Genomic DNA, 19,335 nt, shown 5'->3' with positions numbered 1-19,335 from the left:
GCTGCTTTTTGCACTTTCGGGCAGGGGGCTTTTGCATATGGTCCTGATGGTCGTCAAGTTGCTGGGGGGCATCGGCCTCTTCCTGACCGGCATGGTGCTGCTCACCGACGGTCTCAAGGCTTTCAGCGGCGATGCATTGCGTCGTGCGCTGCTGCAGTTCACGGGCACCCCCTTCAAGGCTTTCACTTCCGGTACGTTGCTGACTTTGCTGGTCCAGTCGTCGGCGGCCACTACTATCACCCTCATCGGCTTTGTCAGTGCGGGCCTGCTCAGCTTTCCACAGGCCGTCGGCGTCGTCATGGGGGCCAGCCTGGGTACGACGGGGACTGGCTGGCTGATTTCGTTGCTGGGTCTGAAGGTCAGCCTGGGGCTCTATACGATGCCACTGATCGGTATCGGTGCGCTCATGAAGCTGTTGGCGCGTGGTCGTGTGCGTGCGCTGGGCATGGCGCTGTCCGGCTTCGGCATCATGTTTGTCGGCATCGATTTCATGCAGCAGGGCATGCAGACCCTGTCCGAGCATTTTTCGCTGCGTGCCATGGACATGGATGGCCTGGGCATCAGGTTGGCGACAATGCTGATCGGCATGGTTGTCACGGTAATGATGCAGTCCTCCACGGCGGTGGTGGCCATGACGTTGACGGCACTTTCCACGGGTACGGTCAGTTTCGAGCAGGGCGCAGTACTGGTGATCGGTGCTGCCATCGGCACGACCATGACGGGCGTGCTGGCCGCCATTGGTGGTTCAGTGCTGGCTAAGCGTACCGCGCTGGCACATGTGCTGTTCAACCTGAGTACAGGATTGCTGGCATTGTTGCTGTTGCCGGCCTTCATGGCGGCACTCGGATGGGCGCAGCATTACCTGGGGCTGCAACCTGGGGCGGTCAGCCTGGTCGCTTTCCATACCCTGTTCATTGGTGTTGGCGTCTGCCTGTTCTTGCCGTTTGCCGCACCTTTTGCGCATTTGATCGAGCGGCTGCTGCCAAGTCGGCCGGATACCCTGGTCAATCTGCTGGATGAATCGCAGTTGCAGGTGCCTGAGGTGGCACTGGATACCACCCACAAGGCGCTCGAACGTATCAGTCGGGAGATGTTTGATCTGCTTGCCTCTGCGGCCCAGTGTCCGCTGCGTGACGATGGCCAGGCGCTGGTGCTGGAAGAGCACAAGATCAAGAAGCTCAAGCAGGCCCTGCGGCAGGTGCGGGATTTCTTTGCCCGCATTCCGGTCGATGAGGAGTCTGCCTATCTGATGCCGCGTCGACTGGATCAGATGCATGCCATCGATCATCTGGTCCGGCTGCAGTCGCGTCTGAAGTTGCCGGAGCAACTGTGCGACATCGGTGTCAATCCGCAGGCGACGGAAGGGGCGGCGATTGCCCGGCAGGTGCTGGAAGAGGCCCGGCGTGCCGTTGAGGATCCGGCGGTGGCGCACGCGGAAGCAGAGGCGATGGCCGGGCAGACGGCGCGCCTGCTCGAATTGCGGCAACAGGTACGGCTGGCCGTGTTGCGTGAAAGCGCCGGCGGGCACCGCGACTCCTTCGATGCCATGAAGGTCATGGATGTGATGCGCTGGCTGGAGCGGGTGGCCTACCATAGCTGGCGGGTTTGCCATTCGCTGTCCGGTGGAACGACGCCCGAGCCAGAGCAGGCCGATCTGGACTGAGTCGCTGGCGGTTCTTGGCTGACGCGGTGTGGAGCGGTGGTGTGCTGAATTTGCGCATGCTGTTCATATATACAGTATAATCCGGTGCATAATTCGTATATCAGGCGCTGCGTTGCGCAGCAGTCTTCACTCGCACCACACGACAACAAGGATCATTCATGGATTCAAACTCCAAGGCCGGCACCGCTGCCAAGGCCGAGAAAGCCAAGGCCCTGGCTGCTGCCCTGTCGCAGATCGAAAAGCAGTTCGGCAAGGGTTCGGTGATGCGCTATGGCGACAACCAGATCGAACACGATATCCAGGTTGTCTCGACCGGTTCGCTCGGGCTGGATATTGCCCTTGGCGTCGGTGGTCTGCCGCGTGGCCGTGTGGTCGAGGTCTACGGTCCGGAGTCTTCGGGTAAGACCACGCTGACCCTGCAGGTCATCGCCGAAATGCAGAAGATCGGTGGCACCTGCGCCTTCATCGATGCCGAGCATGCGCTCGACGTACAGTATGCTGCACGCCTGGGTGTCAATCTCGAGGATCTGCTGATTTCCCAGCCCGATACGGGTGAGCAGGCGCTCGAGATTACTGACGCACTGGTACGCTCCGGCTCGATTGACCTGATCGTGATCGACTCGGTGGCGGCGCTGACGCCCAAGGCCGAAATCGAGGGCGACATGGGCGACTCGCTGCCCGGTCTGCAGGCCCGTCTGATGAGCCAGGCATTGCGCAAGCTCACGGCGACCATCAAGCGCACCAACTGCATGGTGATCTTCATCAACCAGATTCGCATGAAGATCGGCGTGATGTTCGGCAACCCCGAGACCACCACGGGTGGCAATGCGCTCAAGTTCTATGCGTCCGTGCGGCTTGATATTCGTCGCATCGGTTCGATCAAAAAGGGTGACGAGGTCGTTGGCAACGAGACCCGTGTCAAGGTCGTCAAGAACAAGGTGTCACCGCCCTTCAAGCAGGCCGAGTTCGACATCATGTATGGAGCAGGCATTTCTCGCGAAGGTGAAGTCATCGACCTGGGCGTGCAGGCGGGTATCGTCGACAAGGCCGGTGCCTGGTACAGCTACAACGGTGATCGGATCGGTCAGGGCAAGGACAACGTGCGCGATTATCTCAAGCAACGTCCCGAGCTGGCGCTGGAGATTGAGAACCTCGTTCGTGAAAAACTGGGGGTCGCCACGCGTCCGGCAGGTTCCGTGCCGGTGGCAACCCAGCCGGATGCCGATGGGGATGACGCCTAAGTCCGGCCGTACGCCCTCGCTCAAGTCGAGGGCGGTGGCCCTGTTGTCGCGGCGTGAACACAGCCGCCAGGAGTTGCTGCGCAAGCTGCAGCCCCATAGCGAAACACCGGGCGATATCGAGGCCGTCCTGGGCGAACTTGAGCGTGCCGGCTGGCAGTCGGATACACGCTTTGCCCAGGGGCTGGTGCAGCGCAAGGCGCACAAGCAGGGGACGGCACGCATTCTCGATGAACTGCGCCAGCATGGTATCCCGGCTGAGCAGATGGCCGAGTTGCGCGAAGAGTTGCGCGGCAGCGAGTTGCCCAGGGCCTGCGAGGTCTGGCAGCGCCGTTTCGGTGGCGAACTCCCGCAAGCGCCGGCCGACTATGCGCGCCAGGCCCGCTTTCTGGCAGGCAGGGGCTTTTCACACGATGTAGTCAAGAAGATCCTGGCTGGCGGATGCCCGTCAGATTCTTGAAGCAGACGGTACGTGCCACGTCCATGAAATCCTGGATGTAGGGCGCATCCACATCTTCGGTGCGTACGGTGGCATAGAGCGTGCGCCAGATGCCTTCGGCACCCAATCGGCAGACAGCCAGCCAGTCGTGCTGCATGTACTCCATCAATGCCCAGTTCGGCAGGGCAGCCACGCCGCGACCGCTGGCAATCAGCTGCAGAATGATGGGCGTCAACTCTGCTGTGCGCACTGCTGCAGGCTCTACTTCAGCGGGGTCCATGAATACCGTATAGACATCGAGTCGCTGTCGATCCACCGGGTAGGTGATCAGTGTCTGGCTGGACAGGTCCTCGGGGTGGGCATAGTCCTGCTTGCAGATCGGATTGGCCCGGTTGGCCGCGAGCACCAGTTCATAGCTGAACAGTGGCAGGTATTGCACGTTGTCCAGCGGTGCCGGATCGGAGGTGATGACCAGATCGAGATCGCCGCGGACCAGGGCCGGCAGTGGGGCAAACGAGAAGGCTGCAGACAGATCCAGCGTAACGTCGGGCCATTGCTGGCGAAAATTGTCGAGTGCCGGCATCAGCCACTGGAAGCACGAGTGGCAGTCGATGGCCAGGTGCAGGCGGCCGCTGCGCCCCTGAGCCAGCCGTTGCAGTTCGCGTTCCGTGTTGCGGATACGCGGCAGGACATCTTCTGCCAATGACAATACGCGCAGGCCTGCCGTAGTCAGGCGTGCTGGCCGGGTGCGCCGGTTGAGCAGGGCGACGCCGAGACGCGTCTCAAGATCGCGCAATTGATGTGACAGGGCCGATTGAGTGACGTGAAGCCGATCGGCGGCCTCGTTGAGCGATCCGGTTTCATGAATGGCGTGAATGGTTTCGAGGTGTCTGAGCTCAAGCATGAATTTTGTTCAACTTATGGATGAAGACATTGATTTTGCATTGTAGCGTCGATCCTCCAGAATACCCATCCTGAAAGCCTGTTCTTGAAAGCAGGCATGGATTCTGAACCTTCTCGTGGGTGGTATTTGGATATGACTGTTATTCATAATCTTGGTTTTCCCCGTATCGGTGTGCAGCGCGAACTCAAGCGGGCAGTCGAGGCGTATTGGGCTGGCAAGCAAAGCCGTGATGAGCTGGAGCAGGCCGGGCGTGATCTGCGCGCCCGACACTGGCGGCAGCAGGCCGATGCCGGTCTGAAGTTCGTGCCGGTGGGCGATTTTGCCTGGTATGACCAGATCCTGGAATGGACGACGCTGCTGGGTGCAATCCCCGCACGTTTTGGCCAGGCCGCTGGTGCACCTGTCGATCTGGATACGCTGTTTCGCCTGGGGCGCGGCCGTGCTCCGACCGGTACGCCGGCAGCTGCCTGCGAAATGACCAAATGGTTCGATACCAACTACCACTACATCGTGCCCGAACTGTCGCCCAGCCAGCAGTTCCGCATTGCCCGCGAATATCTGTTCGAGCAGGTGGATGAGGCCCGTGCACAGGGATATGCCGTCAAGCCGGTCATTCCTGGCCCGTTGACCTGGCTGTGGTTGGGCAAGGGTGACGCTTTTCAGGATGGTGCCCAGGATGAAGGCAAGCTGAAGCTGCTGGAGGCGCTGCTGCCTGTCTATCGACTGGTATTGGAGCGCCTGGCGGGGCAGGGTGTCGAGTGGGTGCAGATTGATGAGCCCATCCTGACTCTGGACTTGCCGCAGGCTTGGAAAGAGGCTTTTGGTCAGGTCTATGCCGAGTTCCAGACGGCTCCCGTCAAGATCCTGCTGGCGACGTATTTTGATGGATTGAAAGACAATCTGGCGACGGCGTCGGGCTTGCCCGTGGCCGGACTGCATGTGGATCTGTCGCGTGCACCGGAGCAACTGGCGCTGGTGGCAGCGGATCTGCGACCAGATCAGGTCCTGTCGGCAGGCTGGATCAGCGGTCGCAATATCTGGCGCACTGATCTCGAGTCTGCAGAGTCGGCACTGGCCCCTGTCAAGGCCGCGCTGGGCGATCGTCTGTGGCTGGCTCCTTCGTGTTCGCTGCTGCATGTGCCGGTTGACCTGGAGCAGGAAACCGAACTCGATAACGAACTCAAGAGCTGGCTGTCGTTCGCCCGCCAGAAACTGGCCGAACTGAACCTGCTGGCCCGCAAGCTGGATGGGATTGATAACGACGCTACGCGTGCCGACTGGACGATACAGCAGAATGCGCTGGCCGTGCGTCGTGCTTCGGCCCGTATCCACAATCCTGCCGTGGCGCAGCGCCTGGCCGAGTCCCGCAATGTGTCGCGTGACCGGGCCGCTTTTGCTGCCCGCATCAGCAGCCAGCAATCTGCGCTCGAACTGCCGGCTTTCCCCACGACGACGATCGGCTCCTTCCCTCAGACCCAGGAAATCCGGACACTGCGTCGCGACTGGAAATCCGGCGCACTGTCGGATGCACAGTACGAACATGCCATTCGTGAAGAGATCGAGCGCGTGATCCGCTTCCAGGAAGAAATCGATCTTGATGTGCTGGTTCATGGTGAGCCCGAGCGCAACGACATGGTCGAGTATTTCGGTGAACTGCTGGCCGGCTTTGCCTTCACCCGCAATGGCTGGGTGCAGAGCTATGGTTCGCGTTGCGTCAAACCGCCCATCATTTTTGGTGATGTGGCACGTCCGGCACCGATGACTGTGGGCTGGTCGTCATATGCCCAGTCACTGACCGCGCGTCCGGTCAAGGGCATGCTGACCGGCCCGGTCACTATCCTGCAGTGGTCGTTCGTGCGCGATGACCAGCCGCGTGAAACCACCTGCCGCCAACTGGCGCTGGCGCTGCGCGATGAAGTCAATGATCTGGAAGCCGCAGGCATCAAGGTCATACAGATCGACGAACCGGCCATCCGCGAAGGGCTGCCGCTGCGCAAGGCGGACTGGAAACATTACCTGGACTGGGCGGTGGATTGCTTCCGCCTTTCTACCTCGGGCGTGCAGGACGATACACAGATTCATACCCACATGTGCTATTCGGAGTTCAACGACATCATCGATTCGATCGCGGCCATGGATGCGGACGTGATCACGATCGAAACCTCGCGCTCCAACATGGAGCTGCTGGAGGCATTCGAGGACTTTCATTATCCCAATGACATTGGTCCGGGCGTCTATGACATCCATTCACCCAATGTGCCGGAAGTCCAGTGGATGGTGGATCTGATGAACAAGGCGGCCGCGCGTCTGCCCAGGGAGCGTCTCTGGGTCAATCCGGATTGCGGCCTGAAGACTCGTGCCTGGCCTGAAACCCGCGCTGCGCTGGTGGCGATGGTGCAGGCCGCCAAGGATCTGCGCGCAGCAGCCTGATGGCAGCCGCCGGTGTCCAGCCGCAGGCCGGACACCGGATTCATCTATAAGACATCGAAGTCGAGACACCTGAGTGCGCTATACTCGACCGGATTTGATTTATGTCAGATATTCCGGCCTGCACCATGTCTCTACCTCCTGCTGTTTCATCACGCCGAGCCCTGCATCGCCGCACGATACAGGTCGAGAGCTATGAGCGCGAAGACGGTCTCTGGGATCTCGAGGCCCGGCTGACGGACATCAAGCACTACGATTTCGGCCGCAGTGATGGCAGTACCCATCTCAGTGGCCGTCCGGTCCATGACATGTCGCTGCGTATCACCATCAATGCGGACTTCAGCATCGTGGCCGCATGTGCTGCCTATGATGGCGCACCCTACGATCACCATTGCAAGGCCATCGAGCCGGCCTATGCCGGCCTGGTCGGGCTGAACCTGCTCAAGGGCTTTAGCCAGCAGGTCCGCACCCGTTTCGGACGCGATGCCGGCTGTACGCACATGAGTGAACTGACGGCCGTGCTGCCGACAGTCGCCATCCAGACCATGACCTATCGACGCCCGCCCCAGGATGACCAGGGGGGCACGGTCAAGCCGTTCCAGCTTGATGGTTGCCATGCGTTGAGCACGCAGGGCGAAGTGGTGAGACAATATTATCCCCGCTGGTATGTCGGCCATGAAACGCCGACAACTGTTTCTTTTTCTTAACGTCCTGACAGGTAACACATGAAAATTCACGAGTACCAAGGCAAGGAACTGCTGAAAAAATTCGGCGTGCCCGTGCCGCGCGGCATTCCCGCTTTTTCGGTAGACGAGGCTGTGGCCGCAGCCGAAAAGCTGGGTGGCCCGGTATGGGTGGTCAAGGCCCAGATTCACGCAGGCGGTCGCGGCAAGGGCGGCGGCGTCAAGGTGGCCAAGTCGATCGATGACGTGCGCAAGCTGGCGTCCGACATCCTGGGCATGCAACTGGTCACGCACCAGACCGGCCCGGCAGGACAGAAGGTCAAGCGCCTGTACATCGAAGACGGGGCCGATATCCAGAAAGAATACTATGCGTCCGTGGTGACCGACCGCGCCACCCAGAAGGTGGCCTTCATCGCTTCGAGCGAAGGCGGTATGGACATCGAGGAAGTGGCCCATTCCACGCCCGAGAAGATCGTGACCGAATACATCGATCCGCTGACCGGTCTGGAAGATGCGCAGGCTGCCAGGATCGCTGCTGCGATCGGCCTGGAAGGCGAATCGGCCAAGCAGGCCGTGGATGTCTTCAAGAAGCTGTACCAGTGCTACATGGAGACGGATGCCTCGCTGGTCGAGATCAATCCGCTCAACCGTGACGGCAAGGGCAATATCATCGCCCTGGATGCCAAGTTCAATTTCGACTCCAACGCGCTGTTCCGTCATCCCGAGATCGTCGAGTACCGCGATCTGGACGAAGAGGATCCTGCTGAAATCGAAGCCAGCAAGTTCGACCTGGCCTACATCCAGCTCGACGGCAACATCGGCTGCCTGGTCAACGGTGCCGGCCTGGCCATGGCGACCATGGATACCATCAAGCTGTTCGGCGGCGAGCCGGCCAACTTCCTCGACGTCGGCGGCGGTGCCACGGCCGAGAAGGTGACCGAGGCGTTCAAGATCATGCTCAAGAATGAGGATGTCAAGGCCATCCTGGTCAATATCTTTGGCGGCATCATGCGCTGCGACGTGATCGCGGAAGGTGTGATCGCGGCCTGCAAGGCAGTCAACCTGAACGTGCCGCTGGTGGTGCGCATGAAGGGCACCAACGAAGAACTCGGCAAGCAGCTGCTGGCCCAGTCCGGCCTGCCCATCATCAGCGCCGATACCATGGCCGAAGCGGCAACCAAGGCTGTTGCAGCCGTCAAGTAATCTTGCCCAAGGATATTCAAAAATGTCGATTCTGATCAATAAAGACACGAAAGTCATTACCCAGGGCATCACCGGCAAGACGGGCCAGTTCCACACCCGCATGTGCCGCGAGTATGCCAATGGCAAGAACGCCTTTGTCGCCGGGGTCAATCCCAAGCGCGCAGGCGAGGATTTCGAAGGCGTGCCCATCTTCGCTACGGTCAAGGATGCCAAGGCCGAAACCGGTGCCGACGTCTCGGTGATCTACGTGCCGCCCGCAGGCGCTGCGGCTGCAATCTGGGAAGCCGTCGAGGCCGACCTGGATCTGGTGGTCTGCATTACCGAAGGCATTCCCGTGCGCGATATGCTGGAAGTGCGCAACAAGATGAAGGCCAAGGAAGCCGCCGGTGGCAAGAAGACCCTGCTGCTGGGCCCGAACTGCCCCGGCCTGATCACGCCCGATGAAATCAAGATCGGCATCATGCCTGGCCACATCCACCGCAAGGGTCGTATCGGCGTGGTCAGCCGCTCCGGTACGCTGACCTACGAAGCCGTGGCGCAAGTCACCGAGCTGGGCCTGGGTCAGTCGAGCGCAGTTGGCATTGGTGGCGACCCCATCAATGGTCTCAAGCACATCGACATCCTCAAGCTGTTCAATGACGATCCCGAGACCGATGCCGTCATCATGATTGGCGAAATCGGCGGCCCGGACGAAGTCGAGGCTGCGCGCTGGGCCAAGGACAACATGAAAAAGCCGGTGGTTGGCTTCATCGCCGGCGTAACTGCGCCTCCCGGAAAGCGCATGGGCCACGCCGGTGCGCTGATCTCCGGCGGTGCCGATACGGCAGATGCCAAGCTGGCCGTGATGGAAGAGTGCGGTATCCGTACCACGCGCAACCCGTCTGAAATGGGCAAGCTGCTGAAGACCGTGCTGTAAGCGCTGTCAGTCTGCATGCCAAAACCGCCGGGTTCTTTGCCCGGCGGTTTTTTTTGTCGCCGGGCCGACCCAAGACAAAAAGTCCCCTCGGGAGGCAGCGCCGGCGCGTAGCGACAAGCGTGGGGGCTTTTTTCCCTGGGTCTCAAGAAATTCGGCGGGGATACTATGCTGTCGCCAGCGTAGCATTGCGTTGGCGACGAATGGCTTGAGGAGGCATGCCATAGATTCTTGTAAAAGCCCGTCGCATGCGCTCGGGATCGCTGAAACCAACGGCTTGGGCAATCTGCTCAACGGGTTCAGAGCCGTCCTGCAAGCGCAGTCTTGCTGCTTCGGCCCGCAGTCGCTCCACTGCCTTGGCGGGCGTGTCTCCTGTTTCGTGCAGAAACAACCGACTGAATTGTCTTGCGCTCAGGTGTACTGCTTCGGCGAGACGAGACACCGGCAAGGGTTCGTGTAGATGATTGCGTATAAATGTCAGCGCGATTCGAATGCGGTCCGATTCGGGGGCCATGATGGACAACGGCGAGAATTGTGATTGCCCGCCAGGGCGTCGATGATAAACGACAAGTTCTTGTGCAGTCTTGTGGGCGATGTCGCTGCCATGGTCCTTTTCAATCAAGGCCAGCGCCAGGTCGATGCCGGCAGTCACGCCAGCCGAGGTCCAGATCGCGTTGTCTTCCACAAAAATCTGGTCTGCTTCTATCTTGATGTTTGGATGCTGGTGTTGCAGTTGACGTGCAAAAGCCCAGTGTGTCGTGGCGCGATGACCGTCAAGCAGCCCTGCAGCCGCAAGTAAAAATGCGCCTGTGCAGATGCTGGCGATGCGTGGGGCCTGTTGTGTCAGTGCGGTGACGGCCTGTATTTGCACACGGTCCAGCATTTGATCGATCTCGCCGCCCACGATGATCAGGGTGTCCAGTAATGCGTCGTCGGCACGCGAACTGTCAATGCCAACACCACCGCTGCTGACGATGGTGCCTCCAGATACAGACAGTGTGCTGAGCGCGTAATGCTGGTAACCCAAAGTGTGCCGTGTGAACTCGAAAGCACAGAGTGGTCCTGCCAGATCGAGCATCTGGTGTCCCGGGTAGATAAAAAACCCAATATGGTGCATTTGTCTTTTATTGAGGGATAGATGTCATTTCGGACGGATTCTATCACTCATAAAATGGGCAAGCTGAGGCCAAGAATGTACTCGGTGCTATGACTAGGATGCATTGATGATTACGGTCGTGATTCCGCTTTACAAAGGGGTGACACACCTCGATTTTACGGGGCCCCATCAGGTTCTGAGCAGCCTGCCCGAAGTCGATGTGCGGGTTGCTTCGCTCGGTGGACTGCCGATCTGTGCCGATGGGCTGACCTTCAGCAATCTTGTCGATCTCGAGGCGATTCAGTCGTGTCAGGTGTTATGCGTGCCCGGCGGTCTGGGGTGTTTCCAGGCGATGGAAAACCCGGTGTTCATTGCTGCGATTCAGCGTTTGGCAGCAAAGGCCGACTATGTGACATCAGTCTGTACCGGCTCGCTGATTCTCGGGGCCGCAGGTCTTCTGAAAGGGCGACGTGCGACCACGCACTGGGCGTGGCGGCATATGCTGGTCGAGTTCGGTGCGGTTGTTGGTGATGACCGGGTGGTGCGCGATGGCAATATCATGACGGGTAGTGGCATTACTGCCGGCATCGATTTTGCCCTGACTCTGGTTGCAGAGGTGTGTGGCACGGATATCGCACAATATATTCAGTTGATGCTGGAGTACGCACCCGCTCCTCCTTTCGAGGCTGGCAGGCCAGAGACGGCACCTGCGCATATCAGTGCTGCATTCATGGAAAACATGCGCGATGTACTGGGTGACAGCCGCAAGCGCATTCATGCTGCTGCGCAGCGAGTGGCCGAAGTAAGTGCGGTGCCGGCGCTGTAGCACATTTATCCATCGTGGCGATTTCGACCGGATGGTAGTGCACATTCCAGCGCTTTGTCTGCATGGATTTCTGGTTGCGCTGTCGGCGCGAGGGTGGCGGCTGCCTGGATTACAATAGCCCCCTTTACGACCTTACCTCCGCAGACAGGACACCCACAACATGATGGAATTTTTGCAGACGGTCAGTTGGGCCGCCGTATTCCAGATCATCCTGATCGATATCCTGCTGGGAGGAGACAACGCGGTCGTCATTGCCCTGGCCTGCCGCAACCTGGCCCCTGCGCAGCGGCTCAAGGGCATTCTCTGGGGCACGGCTGGTGCCATCGTCCTGCGGGTGATCCTGATCTTCTTTGCCCTGACGCTGCTGGCCGTACCGTTCCTCAAGATCGCCGGTGCGCTCATGCTGGTCTGGATCGGCATCAAGCTGATGCTGCCCGACGAGGATGAACATGCCAATATCCAGGGCAGTGCCTCGATCCTGGCTGCGATCAAAACCATTATCGTGGCAGATTTCATCATGAGCCTGGACAATGTCATCGCCATTGCCGGTGCCGCGCAGGGGGCCCATGCCGATCACCAGTTGGCGCTGGTTATCTTCGGTCTGCTGGTCAGTGTGCCGATCATCATCTGGGGCAGTACGCTGGTGCTCAAGCTGATCGACCGCTACCCGGTAGTGGTGACCTTCGGGGCTGCGCTGCTGGGCTGGATCGCAGGCGGCATGCTGGTGACAGATGTGCTTGTCACAAATCAATGGGGCGAGCCTGTGACCGTGGTCAAATTGGGCTTTGAGATCGCGGGCGCTCTGCTGGTGGTCGGTGTCGGGCGTGTGCTCGGTGAGCGCCGCAACCGCAAGGCCCGTCAGGCCTGATGATTGCAATGAAAGGAGCTGCGTGACCATGAGTGTGGACACATCCAACAAGAATCGCTGCCAGGGGCTGAGCATCCTGCAGACCCTGCTGCTGGTCGGCGTGCTCGGACTGGTGCTGTCCATCGTGGCGTCGAGGTGGCTGTGAGCAAGACATCCTTTCCCCGGAAACTGGTCATCGCGACCCGCGCCAGCCGTCTTGCGCTGTGGCAGGCTCATCACGTGGCAGATCTGCTGCGCAATCGCTATCCAGGATGTGAGGTCGAGCTGCTCGAGATGACGACGCGCGGCGATCAGATCCTCGACCGCACGCTGTCCAAGGTGGGTGGCAAGGGACTGTTCGTCAAGGAACTGGAGACGGCGCTGCACGATGGCCGTGCCGATCTGGCGGTACATTCGCTCAAGGATGTGCCGATGGAGCTTCCCGAAGGTTTCTCGCTGGCAGCCGTGCTGCCGCGCGGCGACGTGCATGATGCGCTGGTGTCGTCGCGTTACGCGTCTCTCGATGCGTTGCCCGAAGGGGCCGTCGTGGGCACTTCCAGCCTGCGGCGCGAGGCGCAGATCCGGGCACGCTGGCCGCATCTCGACATCAAGCCGTTGCGTGGCAACCTCGATACCCGCCTGGGCAAGCTCGATGCGGGCGAGTACGATGCCATCGTATTGGCGGCCACAGGCCTGCAGCGACTGGGCATGGCCGAGCGCATCCGGGCCGTGCTGCCTGCCGACCTCAGCCTGCCGGCTGCCGGACAGGGAGCCCTGGGGATCGAAATTCGCGCCGACCGGACTGACGTGGCCGGTTGGCTGGCACCGCTGGTCTGCCCGGCCACCACGGCCCGCGTGGCTGCCGAGCGGGCCGTATCGCGGGCACTGGGCGGTTCCTGCCAGGTACCCCTGGCCGCCTATGCCGAAATCGATGGTGCCGATACGCTATGGCTGCGTGCACTGGTGGCCACGCCCGACGGGCGTACCGTGCTGCGTGCCGAGCAACGTGGTGTGATTGCAGATGCCGAGGTACTGGGGACCGAAGTTGCTGCCGCCTTGTTGCAGGATGGCGCCGCCGCCATCCTGGAAGGACTCGGTATCGAGGTGCCTTCCAGGCAGGGCTGACGTGGTGCGACGCGCCGTTCTGACCCGGCCCCAGGGGCGCAACGAGACGCTGGCGGCGCATCTGGTGCAACAGGGCTGGCAGGTGCTGATGCTGCCCGCCATGACCATCGAACCTCTGGATCATGTGTCCTGGCGTGACCCGGCCGATTATGACCTGGTGATGTTCGTCAGCGGAAATGCCGCTCGCCTCTATGTCGACGGCATGCGGCAGCAGGGCGGCCATGACTGGCGTTGGCCCTCTGCCACCTTGGCGGCCATGGTCGGGCCGGGCAGTGCCGATGCCTTGCGTGCCACTGGTGTCCTGCCATCCGAGGTGCGCCTGCTGTATCCCAGCGATACCCGCGAGGGCCTGGATTCCGAGGCGCTGTGGCGCTTGCTGCAGCCTGAACTGGGGCAGTTGCGTCGCGTCCTGATCGTACGAGGCGAGCAAGGACGCGACTGGCTGGCCGAGCAGTTGCATCAGGCCGGCATCCAGGTTGATCTGCTGCCGGTCTATCGGCGAGTTCCGGCTGCCTGGACCGCGACGGCTGCCGATATTTTGCAGGCCTGGCAGCGACAGGGACTGACAGCCAACTGGCTGCTGAGCAGCATTGAGAGCTTCCGGGCGTTGCATGCCCGTGTGGCGGAGCAGGGATGGGAGGATTGGTGGCGCACCTGTTGTTTCATCACAACGCATCCGCGCATCACCCAATCCTGCCTTGAAACCCTGTATGCTGGTGCTCGCGATTGCCGCCGGGTTGTCACGAGCCAGCCGCTGGACGAGAGTTTGTTACACGCTTTTCTGACCGTGCGGCAGGCAGGAACCGACAACATATTACAATCCAGGCTATGACCGACATCACATCCGAGATTGAGGCACCTGCCCGGCAGGCTGCCGCCGAGACCCAGCCCGAATCTGCCCGGCGTGGCGGCAAGGGAGGCTGGCTGACCATACTGTTGCTGGCTGTGCTGGTGATTGCCGCGCTGTTGAGCGCGCTGTGGTACCAGCGCCAGGAGTTCCAGCAGGGCGGTCGTGAACTGGCCGGCCGTCTAAGCACGGTCGAGACGCAGTTGCAGCAGACTCAGCGACAGGCTGACGAGGCGCGTGACATTGCCCAGGGCCAGCAGGCCAAGGTGCAGGCACTCGAAGAAAAACTGACCGATCTCAGCAGCCGCTACCAGGTGCTGGAGCAGGCTTGGCAAAATCTGACGGACGAGGGCGGTGATGTCGTTCTCTCCAATGACCTTGATCGCATCCTGACCCTGGCCAGCCAGCAATTGCGCCTGGCCGGACAGGTCGGCAACGCCATCGTGGCACTGGAAACGGCACAGGCCCGCCTGGCAAGCGCCGACCGGCCTGGTTTCGCAATGGTTCTGCAGGCCGTCAATGGCGATCTCGAACGTCTGCGCATGACGCCTCAGGTTGATATCCCGGCGCTGTCGCGGCGTGTCGATGCCCTGGTTCGCCAGATCGATACACTGCCTTTGCTGGCACCGGGCGTGAATGCCGTGATCGATACCGCGCCTGTTGCCCAGCCTGTAGCGGCTGCCGATGACACCGTCGCATTGCCGGCTGCGCCGGTGGTGGATCCTGATGCCTCGTGGTGGGTACGTTGGCGCGCCGAGATGGAAACCTGGCCTGGTCGCCTGGGTCATGCGATTGCCGGCGAATTTTCCAATCTGGTCAAGGTCCAGCGCATCGATGCGCCGGATGCCCTGTTGCTGTCGCCCGACCAGGCCAGCCAGTTGCGCAGCAACCTGCGCCAGCGACTGCTGACGGCACAGGTGGCCTTGCTGGCCCGCCAGCCTGATGTCTGGAAGAGCGAGCTTGATATCGTGGCGCGTGCGCTGTCGCAGTATTTCGACATGCAGAATGTCGATGTTGCCCGTGCCTTCGCCCAGGTCGAAGCCCTGGCCCAGGCACCGATCAAGGCTGACATCCCGGATATCGGCAACAGCCTGCATGCGCTGGAGGCTGCGCGTGCCAAGGCAGCACTGCCGGCCGAGTCCGGCGCACAGGAATAATGCCATGAGAGCCTGGTTCTGGACTCTGCTCCTGGCGGTCGTCGCAGTGGCGGCGGCAGTGTTTCTGCGACAGCATGCCGGCAATGTCGTCATCCTGGTGCCGCCGTATCGCATCGAATTGTCGATCATGCTGGCTGTGGCCCTGATCGTCGGTTCGTTCATCCTGCTGTATGTCGGCCTGCGCTTTCTGAGCTGGCTGCTGTCGGTGCCGGGGCGCTGGCGTGGCTGGCGTGGCCGGCGTGCGCAGCATCGTGACGACAATCGCCTCGAGCGTGGCTGGATTGGTTTGCTGGCAGGGCGTTATGCCCAATCCGAAAAAGACCTGACCAAGCTGCTTGGGCAGACGCGCAACCACAATCGCAAGGTCCTGGCGGCCCTGTCGGCGGCACGGGCGGCTCATGCTCAGGCGGCCTATACCCGCCGCGATGAGTTGCTGCGGCAGGCCCAGGAGTTCGCTGGCGAGAAGGCTCTGGTCGATGCCGTCGGTGCTCTGTGGGCCGAGCTGCTGCTGGAACAGGGGCAACCACAGGCTGCGCTGGAAAAACTGCAGACGCTGCCTTACGAAGAAGGCGCGCGCTACGTCAACATTACTCGTCTGCTGCTGCGTGCCCATGTCGATCTGGCGCATCACGAACAGGCCTACCTGTTGGCCCGTGCGCTTTTCAAGCGCAAGGCGCTGGAGCCGGCCGAGGCGGAACGCATTATCGGTGTCGCGGCCGCTGGTCGTCTGCTCGAAGCTGGCGACGATTGGCGCACGGTCTGGAAGTCCCTCAAGTCCACGGAGCGCACCTTGCCGCCGGTTGCCTTGGCTGCGGCCCGCTTGTTCGATGCGCAGGAGCAGGGCAGCGAGGCCAGCAAGGTGCTGGAGTCCGCGCTCGATGTGCAGCTTGATCCCGAATTGCTGGCTGCCTATGCACGCTGCGCCCCTGCCGATGTACAGCGCCGCCTGAGCAAGGCTGTGCGCTGGCTCAAGGATCATCCCGATCATCCCGACCTGCTGCGTGCCATGGGCGTGCTGTGCCTGCATGGGCAGATCTGGGGGCAGGCAGAGCGTTATTTGCGTCGCAGTCTCGCCGTACAGCCGACAGCCGGCACCTATGCGCTGCTGGGCAGCCTGAGCGATCGCCTGGGACGGCGCGATGATGCGCTGTCCTACCTACGCCAGGCCACCGCGGCCAGCGTGGGTCTGCCCGACCTGGCCGCGTCTGCGGCATTGCCTGCTGCAGACGTGCAGGCCGATCCGCATCACCTGGTGGCCGACAATCCCGAGGATTTTGTCCTGCCCGATCCCCAGACGGCTGATTCTCCGGATATCCTGCACCAGCGTGATGGCATCAGCGACTACGATGTGCACGGCGGTGTGCTACCGTCGCGCCACGAAGCCGTGGTCGCCAGCAGCGATCGTGATGATGCCTTCCATGAGTATTTCGACAGTGCGCCGATCCCTGCCGCTTCACTGGGTACCGAAGAGCCTGCCGCATCGTCAGAGGCGGCACGCACGGACAGCGACAAGCCCGCTGGCTACTGATTTCCACTTTTTACATACAAGGTAGAAAATGAGTCTTTTGAATGTCGGAGCAGGCAAGAACCTGCCGGATGATTTCAATGTCGTCATCGAAATTCCGATGAATGCCGACCCGATCAAGTACGAGGTGGACAAGGATTCGGGCGCGCTGTTCGTCGACCGTTTCATGCTGGCCGCCATGCACTATCCGTGCAACTATGGCTACATTCCGCAGACGATCTCCGATGATGGTGACCCCGCCGACGTACTGGTGATCACTCCGTTCCCGATCCAGGCCGGTGCCGTGATCCGCTGCCGCGCCATTGGCGTGCTCAACATGGAAGACGAAGGCGGTGGCGATGCCAAGCTGCTGGCGCTGCCCATCGACAAGCTGTATCCGGTCTATCGCAAGATCCAGTCCATCGACGATCTGCCGATCGAGGAAATCGAGCGTATCCGCCACTTTTTCGAGCACTACAAGGATCTCGAGAAAGGCAAGTGGGTCAAGCTGACCGGCTGGCAAGGCCCGGAAGCCGCCCGTGCCGAAATCCTGAAGAGCGCCGAGGCCTGGCGTCTGCAGAACGACGCGTGATTTATCGGCCTGTCCGTGAGGACGGGCGGTTGCAGGTGAAATAGGCGACGCCGGTCAGGGTCGCCTTTTTTCTTGGCTGCGAGGTTGCTGAGCAGATCCTGATGGCTATCAGGAGATGGCAGATTCAAGTTTCCCATGCTGGACAATAAGAATCATTGCTACTATATCGAGTTCGATACACCTGCCGTTGTTTCTGTCATCCATGTCACGCTCACCTGTGTCCAGAAAAGGTTGGCTCAGCCATTACGGCGAGCTGGTCGGGACGTGGGTGCGACGGGCTGACAGCCGGGCCGATGCCGAGGATGCCACGCACGATACGATCGTCAAAGTGCTGGAGCATGATGCCGCTGCACTGGTCAATCCCGGAGCCTATCTGCATCGCAGCGTGCGCAACCGCCTGATCGACAAGCACCGCCAGGCACGGTTGCTGGATGTCGTGCCGCTGCATGAGCTCGGCGAGGATGAGCATCCCCTGCTGGGTGATCCTGATGCGCATGTACGGACGACCGAGTTGGTGTGTTCCCTGAAAGACGCATTGCAGGAATTGCCACTCAAGTGCCGGCAGGTCTTTCTGCTGCACAAGCTCGAGGGATACAGTCAGCAGGAGATCGCTCAGCAGTTGGGCATTTCCGTCAATATGGTCGAGAAATACATGATCCGGGCCGCCAGATATCTCAGGGAACGGTTGCAGAACCATGCCCCGCACTGAGTCTGGACCCAGGTATTCAGCAATGAGCACAGACAGCCCAACACTTCCTGACGATCCACGCGATGCTGCCGCCTACTGGTTTGCCCGCGTGCATTCCGGTCATTTCACTGTTGCCGAGCAGGCTCATTTTCGGCAGTGGCGTCAGGCCGATCCGCGCAATGAACACGAATACCGGGCGCTGGATGAGATCTGGCAGGCTACCAGTTTGGTGCCGGAAGATACGCTGCGGGAATTGCTGATGGCACCAGAGCCAGCAGAAGCGTGTCGGCAACGCACCCGTCGGCGCTGGCTGGTGGGGGCGGGCGCAAGCTGTGCCGTGGCGGTCGCGGTAGGCGTGTTTGGCTACAGCCGTCTGCTGGAGTATCCGGAACAGGTCTTGCGCTACGCAACGGTGCATGGAGAACAACGAGCGGAGACCTTGCCCGATGGCTCGGTCATCGAGATGAATGTCGCCACGCGGTTGGTGGTGCGCTATTACGGGGATCGCCGCGACGTCGAACTGCTTGAGGGCGAGGCGGCATTCGACGTGCGCAGCAATACCGCTCGCCCGTTTTTAGTGACGGCAGGTGAGGTCAATGTTCGGGTCACAGGAACGGTTTTCACCGTGCGGAAACAACAGGACCGGATTTCGGTGGCCGTTGAGTCGGGGACAGTCGAGGTGACATCCGGACGCTGGTGGGCACGTGACCAGGCTCTGCTGACGGCAGGCCTGACGGCAAGCGTGCGTGGCGATGCGCAACTGCATGTCGCGTCAGCGGATGTCGCTGCGCTTACCGCCTGGCGTCAGGGCAAGGTGGTTTTCCGGGACCAGCCACTGGAAAGCGTGGTACATGAGATGAACCGCTACCTGGCCCAGCCCATCCATCTTACGGACAGCAGACTGAAACGCCTGAGCATGGCGGGCGTTTTCAGTATCAAGGATGCGGAAGGCTTTCTGCAGGCCTTGCAGAACCAGATGCCGGTCATCGTCGTGCATCGTCCGGACGGCGGTGTCGATCTTTCGTTGCTGCGCTGACGCATCAGGCACAAGCGGTACACATTCACGACTGCGTTCTTGAGTCCTTGGCTTGGCCAAGGGCGCACTGATGTGCGCGCTTGCTATTCATTCTTAAAAATAATTGTTGTTGTTACAACTTTTATTTGAATTTCATTCAGGGTTTTG

General features: G+C 60.8%; 18 protein-coding genes. 16 read left to right on the top strand and 2 right to left on the bottom strand.

The window, feature by feature from the left end:
• Window positions 1–46 precede the first annotated feature (46 nt).
• The 3 genes from ABN482_RS07990 to recX all read left to right on the top strand — a co-directional run bounded on the left by ABN482_RS07990 (window position 47) and on the right by recX (window position 3,361).
• Window positions 47–1,663 (top strand): Na/Pi cotransporter family protein, encoded by a 1,617-nt coding sequence (locus ABN482_RS07990; RefSeq protein ID WP_349503487.1) that lies wholly within the window; start codon window positions 47–49, stop codon window positions 1,661–1,663.
• A 158-nt stretch (window positions 1,664–1,821) separates the two neighbouring features.
• The gene (gene recA, locus ABN482_RS07985; RefSeq protein ID WP_349503486.1) at window positions 1,822–2,904 is read left to right on the top strand and encodes a recombinase RecA; all 1,083 of its coding nucleotides are present in this window, start codon (window positions 1,822–1,824) and stop codon (window positions 2,902–2,904) included.
• Complete coding sequence (gene recX, locus ABN482_RS07980; RefSeq protein ID WP_349503485.1) at window positions 2,894–3,361, top strand: recombination regulator RecX; 468 nt, start codon at window positions 2,894–2,896, stop codon at window positions 3,359–3,361. The genes recA and recX overlap by 11 nt, the downstream gene beginning before the upstream one ends.
• On the opposite strand, the gene ABN482_RS07975 is transcribed toward recX, so the two are convergent.
• Window positions 3,321–4,244, bottom strand: a complete 924-nt coding sequence (locus ABN482_RS07975; protein WP_349503484.1) for a LysR family transcriptional regulator — start codon at window positions 4,242–4,244, stop codon at window positions 3,321–3,323. The genes recX and ABN482_RS07975 overlap by 41 nt on opposite strands.
• Before the next feature lie 132 nt (window positions 4,245–4,376).
• On the opposite strand from ABN482_RS07975, the gene metE reads away from it, so the two are divergent.
• From metE to sucD, 4 genes are all read left to right on the top strand, one after another.
• Complete coding sequence (gene metE / locus ABN482_RS07970) at window positions 4,377–6,674, top strand: 5-methyltetrahydropteroyltriglutamate--homocysteine S-methyltransferase (RefSeq protein ID WP_349503483.1); 2,298 nt, start codon at window positions 4,377–4,379, stop codon at window positions 6,672–6,674.
• A gap of 125 nt (window positions 6,675–6,799) precedes the next feature.
• Entirely contained in the window at window positions 6,800–7,378 is a 579-nt protein-coding gene (locus ABN482_RS07965) for a DUF2889 domain-containing protein (protein WP_349503482.1), read from the top strand.
• Between the two features lie 18 nt (window positions 7,379–7,396).
• Window positions 7,397–8,557, top strand: coding sequence for an ADP-forming succinate--CoA ligase subunit beta (gene sucC / locus ABN482_RS07960; protein ID WP_349503481.1), 1,161 nt, complete (start codon window positions 7,397–7,399; stop codon window positions 8,555–8,557).
• Window positions 8,558–8,579: 22 nt separating this feature from the next.
• Window positions 8,580–9,473, top strand: coding sequence for a succinate--CoA ligase subunit alpha (gene sucD, locus ABN482_RS07955; RefSeq protein WP_109061846.1), 894 nt, complete (start codon window positions 8,580–8,582; stop codon window positions 9,471–9,473).
• Window positions 9,474–9,636: 163 nt separating this feature from the next.
• Here the strand turns inward: sucD and ABN482_RS07950 are convergent, their stop codons facing one another.
• A complete protein-coding gene (locus tag ABN482_RS07950; protein ID WP_349503480.1) occupies window positions 9,637–10,587 on the bottom strand; it encodes a GlxA family transcriptional regulator in 951 nt (316 codons plus the stop codon).
• A gap of 103 nt (window positions 10,588–10,690) precedes the next feature.
• On the opposite strand from ABN482_RS07950, the gene ABN482_RS07945 reads away from it, so the two are divergent.
• The 9 genes from ABN482_RS07945 (at window position 10,691) to ABN482_RS07905 (ending at window position 19,188) form a co-directional block, all read left to right on the top strand.
• Entirely contained in the window at window positions 10,691–11,392 is a 702-nt protein-coding gene (locus ABN482_RS07945) for a DJ-1/PfpI family protein (protein WP_502877260.1), read from the top strand.
• 160 nt (window positions 11,393–11,552) lie between these two features.
• Window positions 11,553–12,260 carry a TerC family protein gene (locus tag ABN482_RS07940; protein WP_349503478.1) on the top strand — a complete coding sequence of 236 codons (708 nt, stop codon included), beginning with the start codon at window positions 11,553–11,555 and terminating at the stop codon, window positions 12,258–12,260.
• Between the two features lie 141 nt (window positions 12,261–12,401).
• Window positions 12,402–13,364, top strand: coding sequence for a hydroxymethylbilane synthase (hemC, locus tag ABN482_RS07935; RefSeq protein WP_349503477.1), 963 nt, complete (start codon window positions 12,402–12,404; stop codon window positions 13,362–13,364).
• Window positions 13,365–13,368: 4 nt separating this feature from the next.
• Complete coding sequence (locus ABN482_RS07930; protein ID WP_349503476.1) at window positions 13,369–14,196, top strand: uroporphyrinogen-III synthase; 828 nt, start codon at window positions 13,369–13,371, stop codon at window positions 14,194–14,196.
• A complete protein-coding gene (locus ABN482_RS07925; RefSeq protein WP_349503475.1) occupies window positions 14,193–15,368 on the top strand; it encodes a uroporphyrinogen-III C-methyltransferase in 1,176 nt (391 codons plus the stop codon). The genes ABN482_RS07930 and ABN482_RS07925 overlap by 4 nt, the downstream gene beginning before the upstream one ends.
• Before the next feature lie 4 nt (window positions 15,369–15,372).
• Complete coding sequence (locus ABN482_RS07920) at window positions 15,373–16,896, top strand: heme biosynthesis HemY N-terminal domain-containing protein (RefSeq protein ID WP_349503474.1); 1,524 nt, start codon at window positions 15,373–15,375, stop codon at window positions 16,894–16,896.
• A gap of 28 nt (window positions 16,897–16,924) precedes the next feature.
• Window positions 16,925–17,464 (top strand): inorganic diphosphatase, encoded by a 540-nt coding sequence (gene ppa, locus ABN482_RS07915; protein ID WP_109061840.1) that lies wholly within the window; start codon window positions 16,925–16,927, stop codon window positions 17,462–17,464.
• A gap of 202 nt (window positions 17,465–17,666) precedes the next feature.
• Complete coding sequence (locus ABN482_RS07910) at window positions 17,667–18,173, top strand: RNA polymerase sigma factor (RefSeq protein WP_109061839.1); 507 nt, start codon at window positions 17,667–17,669, stop codon at window positions 18,171–18,173.
• A gap of 22 nt (window positions 18,174–18,195) precedes the next feature.
• Entirely contained in the window at window positions 18,196–19,188 is a 993-nt protein-coding gene (locus ABN482_RS07905) for a FecR family protein (RefSeq protein ID WP_349503473.1), read from the top strand.
• Window positions 19,189–19,335: the final 147 nt, after the last annotated feature.

This window comes from Corticimicrobacter sp. (assembly GCF_040137905.1).
Classification (GTDB): Bacteria; Pseudomonadota; Gammaproteobacteria; order Burkholderiales; family Burkholderiaceae_B; genus Corticimicrobacter.
Note: the sequence above shows the minus strand (reverse complement) of the source record. Positions and strands in the feature narration are given on the sequence as shown.

Excerpts from the sequence above, each read along its gene's own strand:
- ABN482_RS07990 (WP_349503487.1), top strand. The coding sequence starts at position 47 with ATGGTCGTCAAGTTGCTGGGGGGCATCGGCCTCTTCCTGACCGGCATG.
- recA (WP_349503486.1), top strand. The coding sequence starts at position 1,822 with ATGGATTCAAACTCCAAGGCCGGCACCGCTGCCAAGGCCGAGAAAGCC.
- recX (WP_349503485.1), top strand. The coding sequence starts at position 2,894 with ATGACGCCTAAGTCCGGCCGTACGCCCTCGCTCAAGTCGAGGGCGGTG.
- ABN482_RS07975 (WP_349503484.1), bottom strand. The coding sequence starts at position 4,244 with ATGCTTGAGCTCAGACACCTCGAAACCATTCACGCCATTCATGAAACC.
- metE (WP_349503483.1), top strand. The coding sequence starts at position 4,377 with ATGACTGTTATTCATAATCTTGGTTTTCCCCGTATCGGTGTGCAGCGC.
- ABN482_RS07965 (WP_349503482.1), top strand. The coding sequence starts at position 6,800 with ATGTCTCTACCTCCTGCTGTTTCATCACGCCGAGCCCTGCATCGCCGC.
- sucC (WP_349503481.1), top strand. The coding sequence starts at position 7,397 with ATGAAAATTCACGAGTACCAAGGCAAGGAACTGCTGAAAAAATTCGGC.
- sucD (WP_109061846.1), top strand. The coding sequence starts at position 8,580 with ATGTCGATTCTGATCAATAAAGACACGAAAGTCATTACCCAGGGCATC.
- ABN482_RS07950 (WP_349503480.1), bottom strand. The coding sequence starts at position 10,587 with ATGCACCATATTGGGTTTTTTATCTACCCGGGACACCAGATGCTCGAT.
- ABN482_RS07940 (WP_349503478.1), top strand. The coding sequence starts at position 11,553 with ATGATGGAATTTTTGCAGACGGTCAGTTGGGCCGCCGTATTCCAGATC.
- ABN482_RS07925 (WP_349503475.1), top strand. The coding sequence starts at position 14,193 with ATGACCGACATCACATCCGAGATTGAGGCACCTGCCCGGCAGGCTGCC.
- ABN482_RS07920 (WP_349503474.1), top strand. The coding sequence starts at position 15,373 with ATGAGAGCCTGGTTCTGGACTCTGCTCCTGGCGGTCGTCGCAGTGGCG.
- ppa (WP_109061840.1), top strand. The coding sequence starts at position 16,925 with ATGAGTCTTTTGAATGTCGGAGCAGGCAAGAACCTGCCGGATGATTTC.
- ABN482_RS07910 (WP_109061839.1), top strand. The coding sequence starts at position 17,667 with ATGTCACGCTCACCTGTGTCCAGAAAAGGTTGGCTCAGCCATTACGGC.
- ABN482_RS07905 (WP_349503473.1), top strand. The coding sequence starts at position 18,196 with ATGAGCACAGACAGCCCAACACTTCCTGACGATCCACGCGATGCTGCC.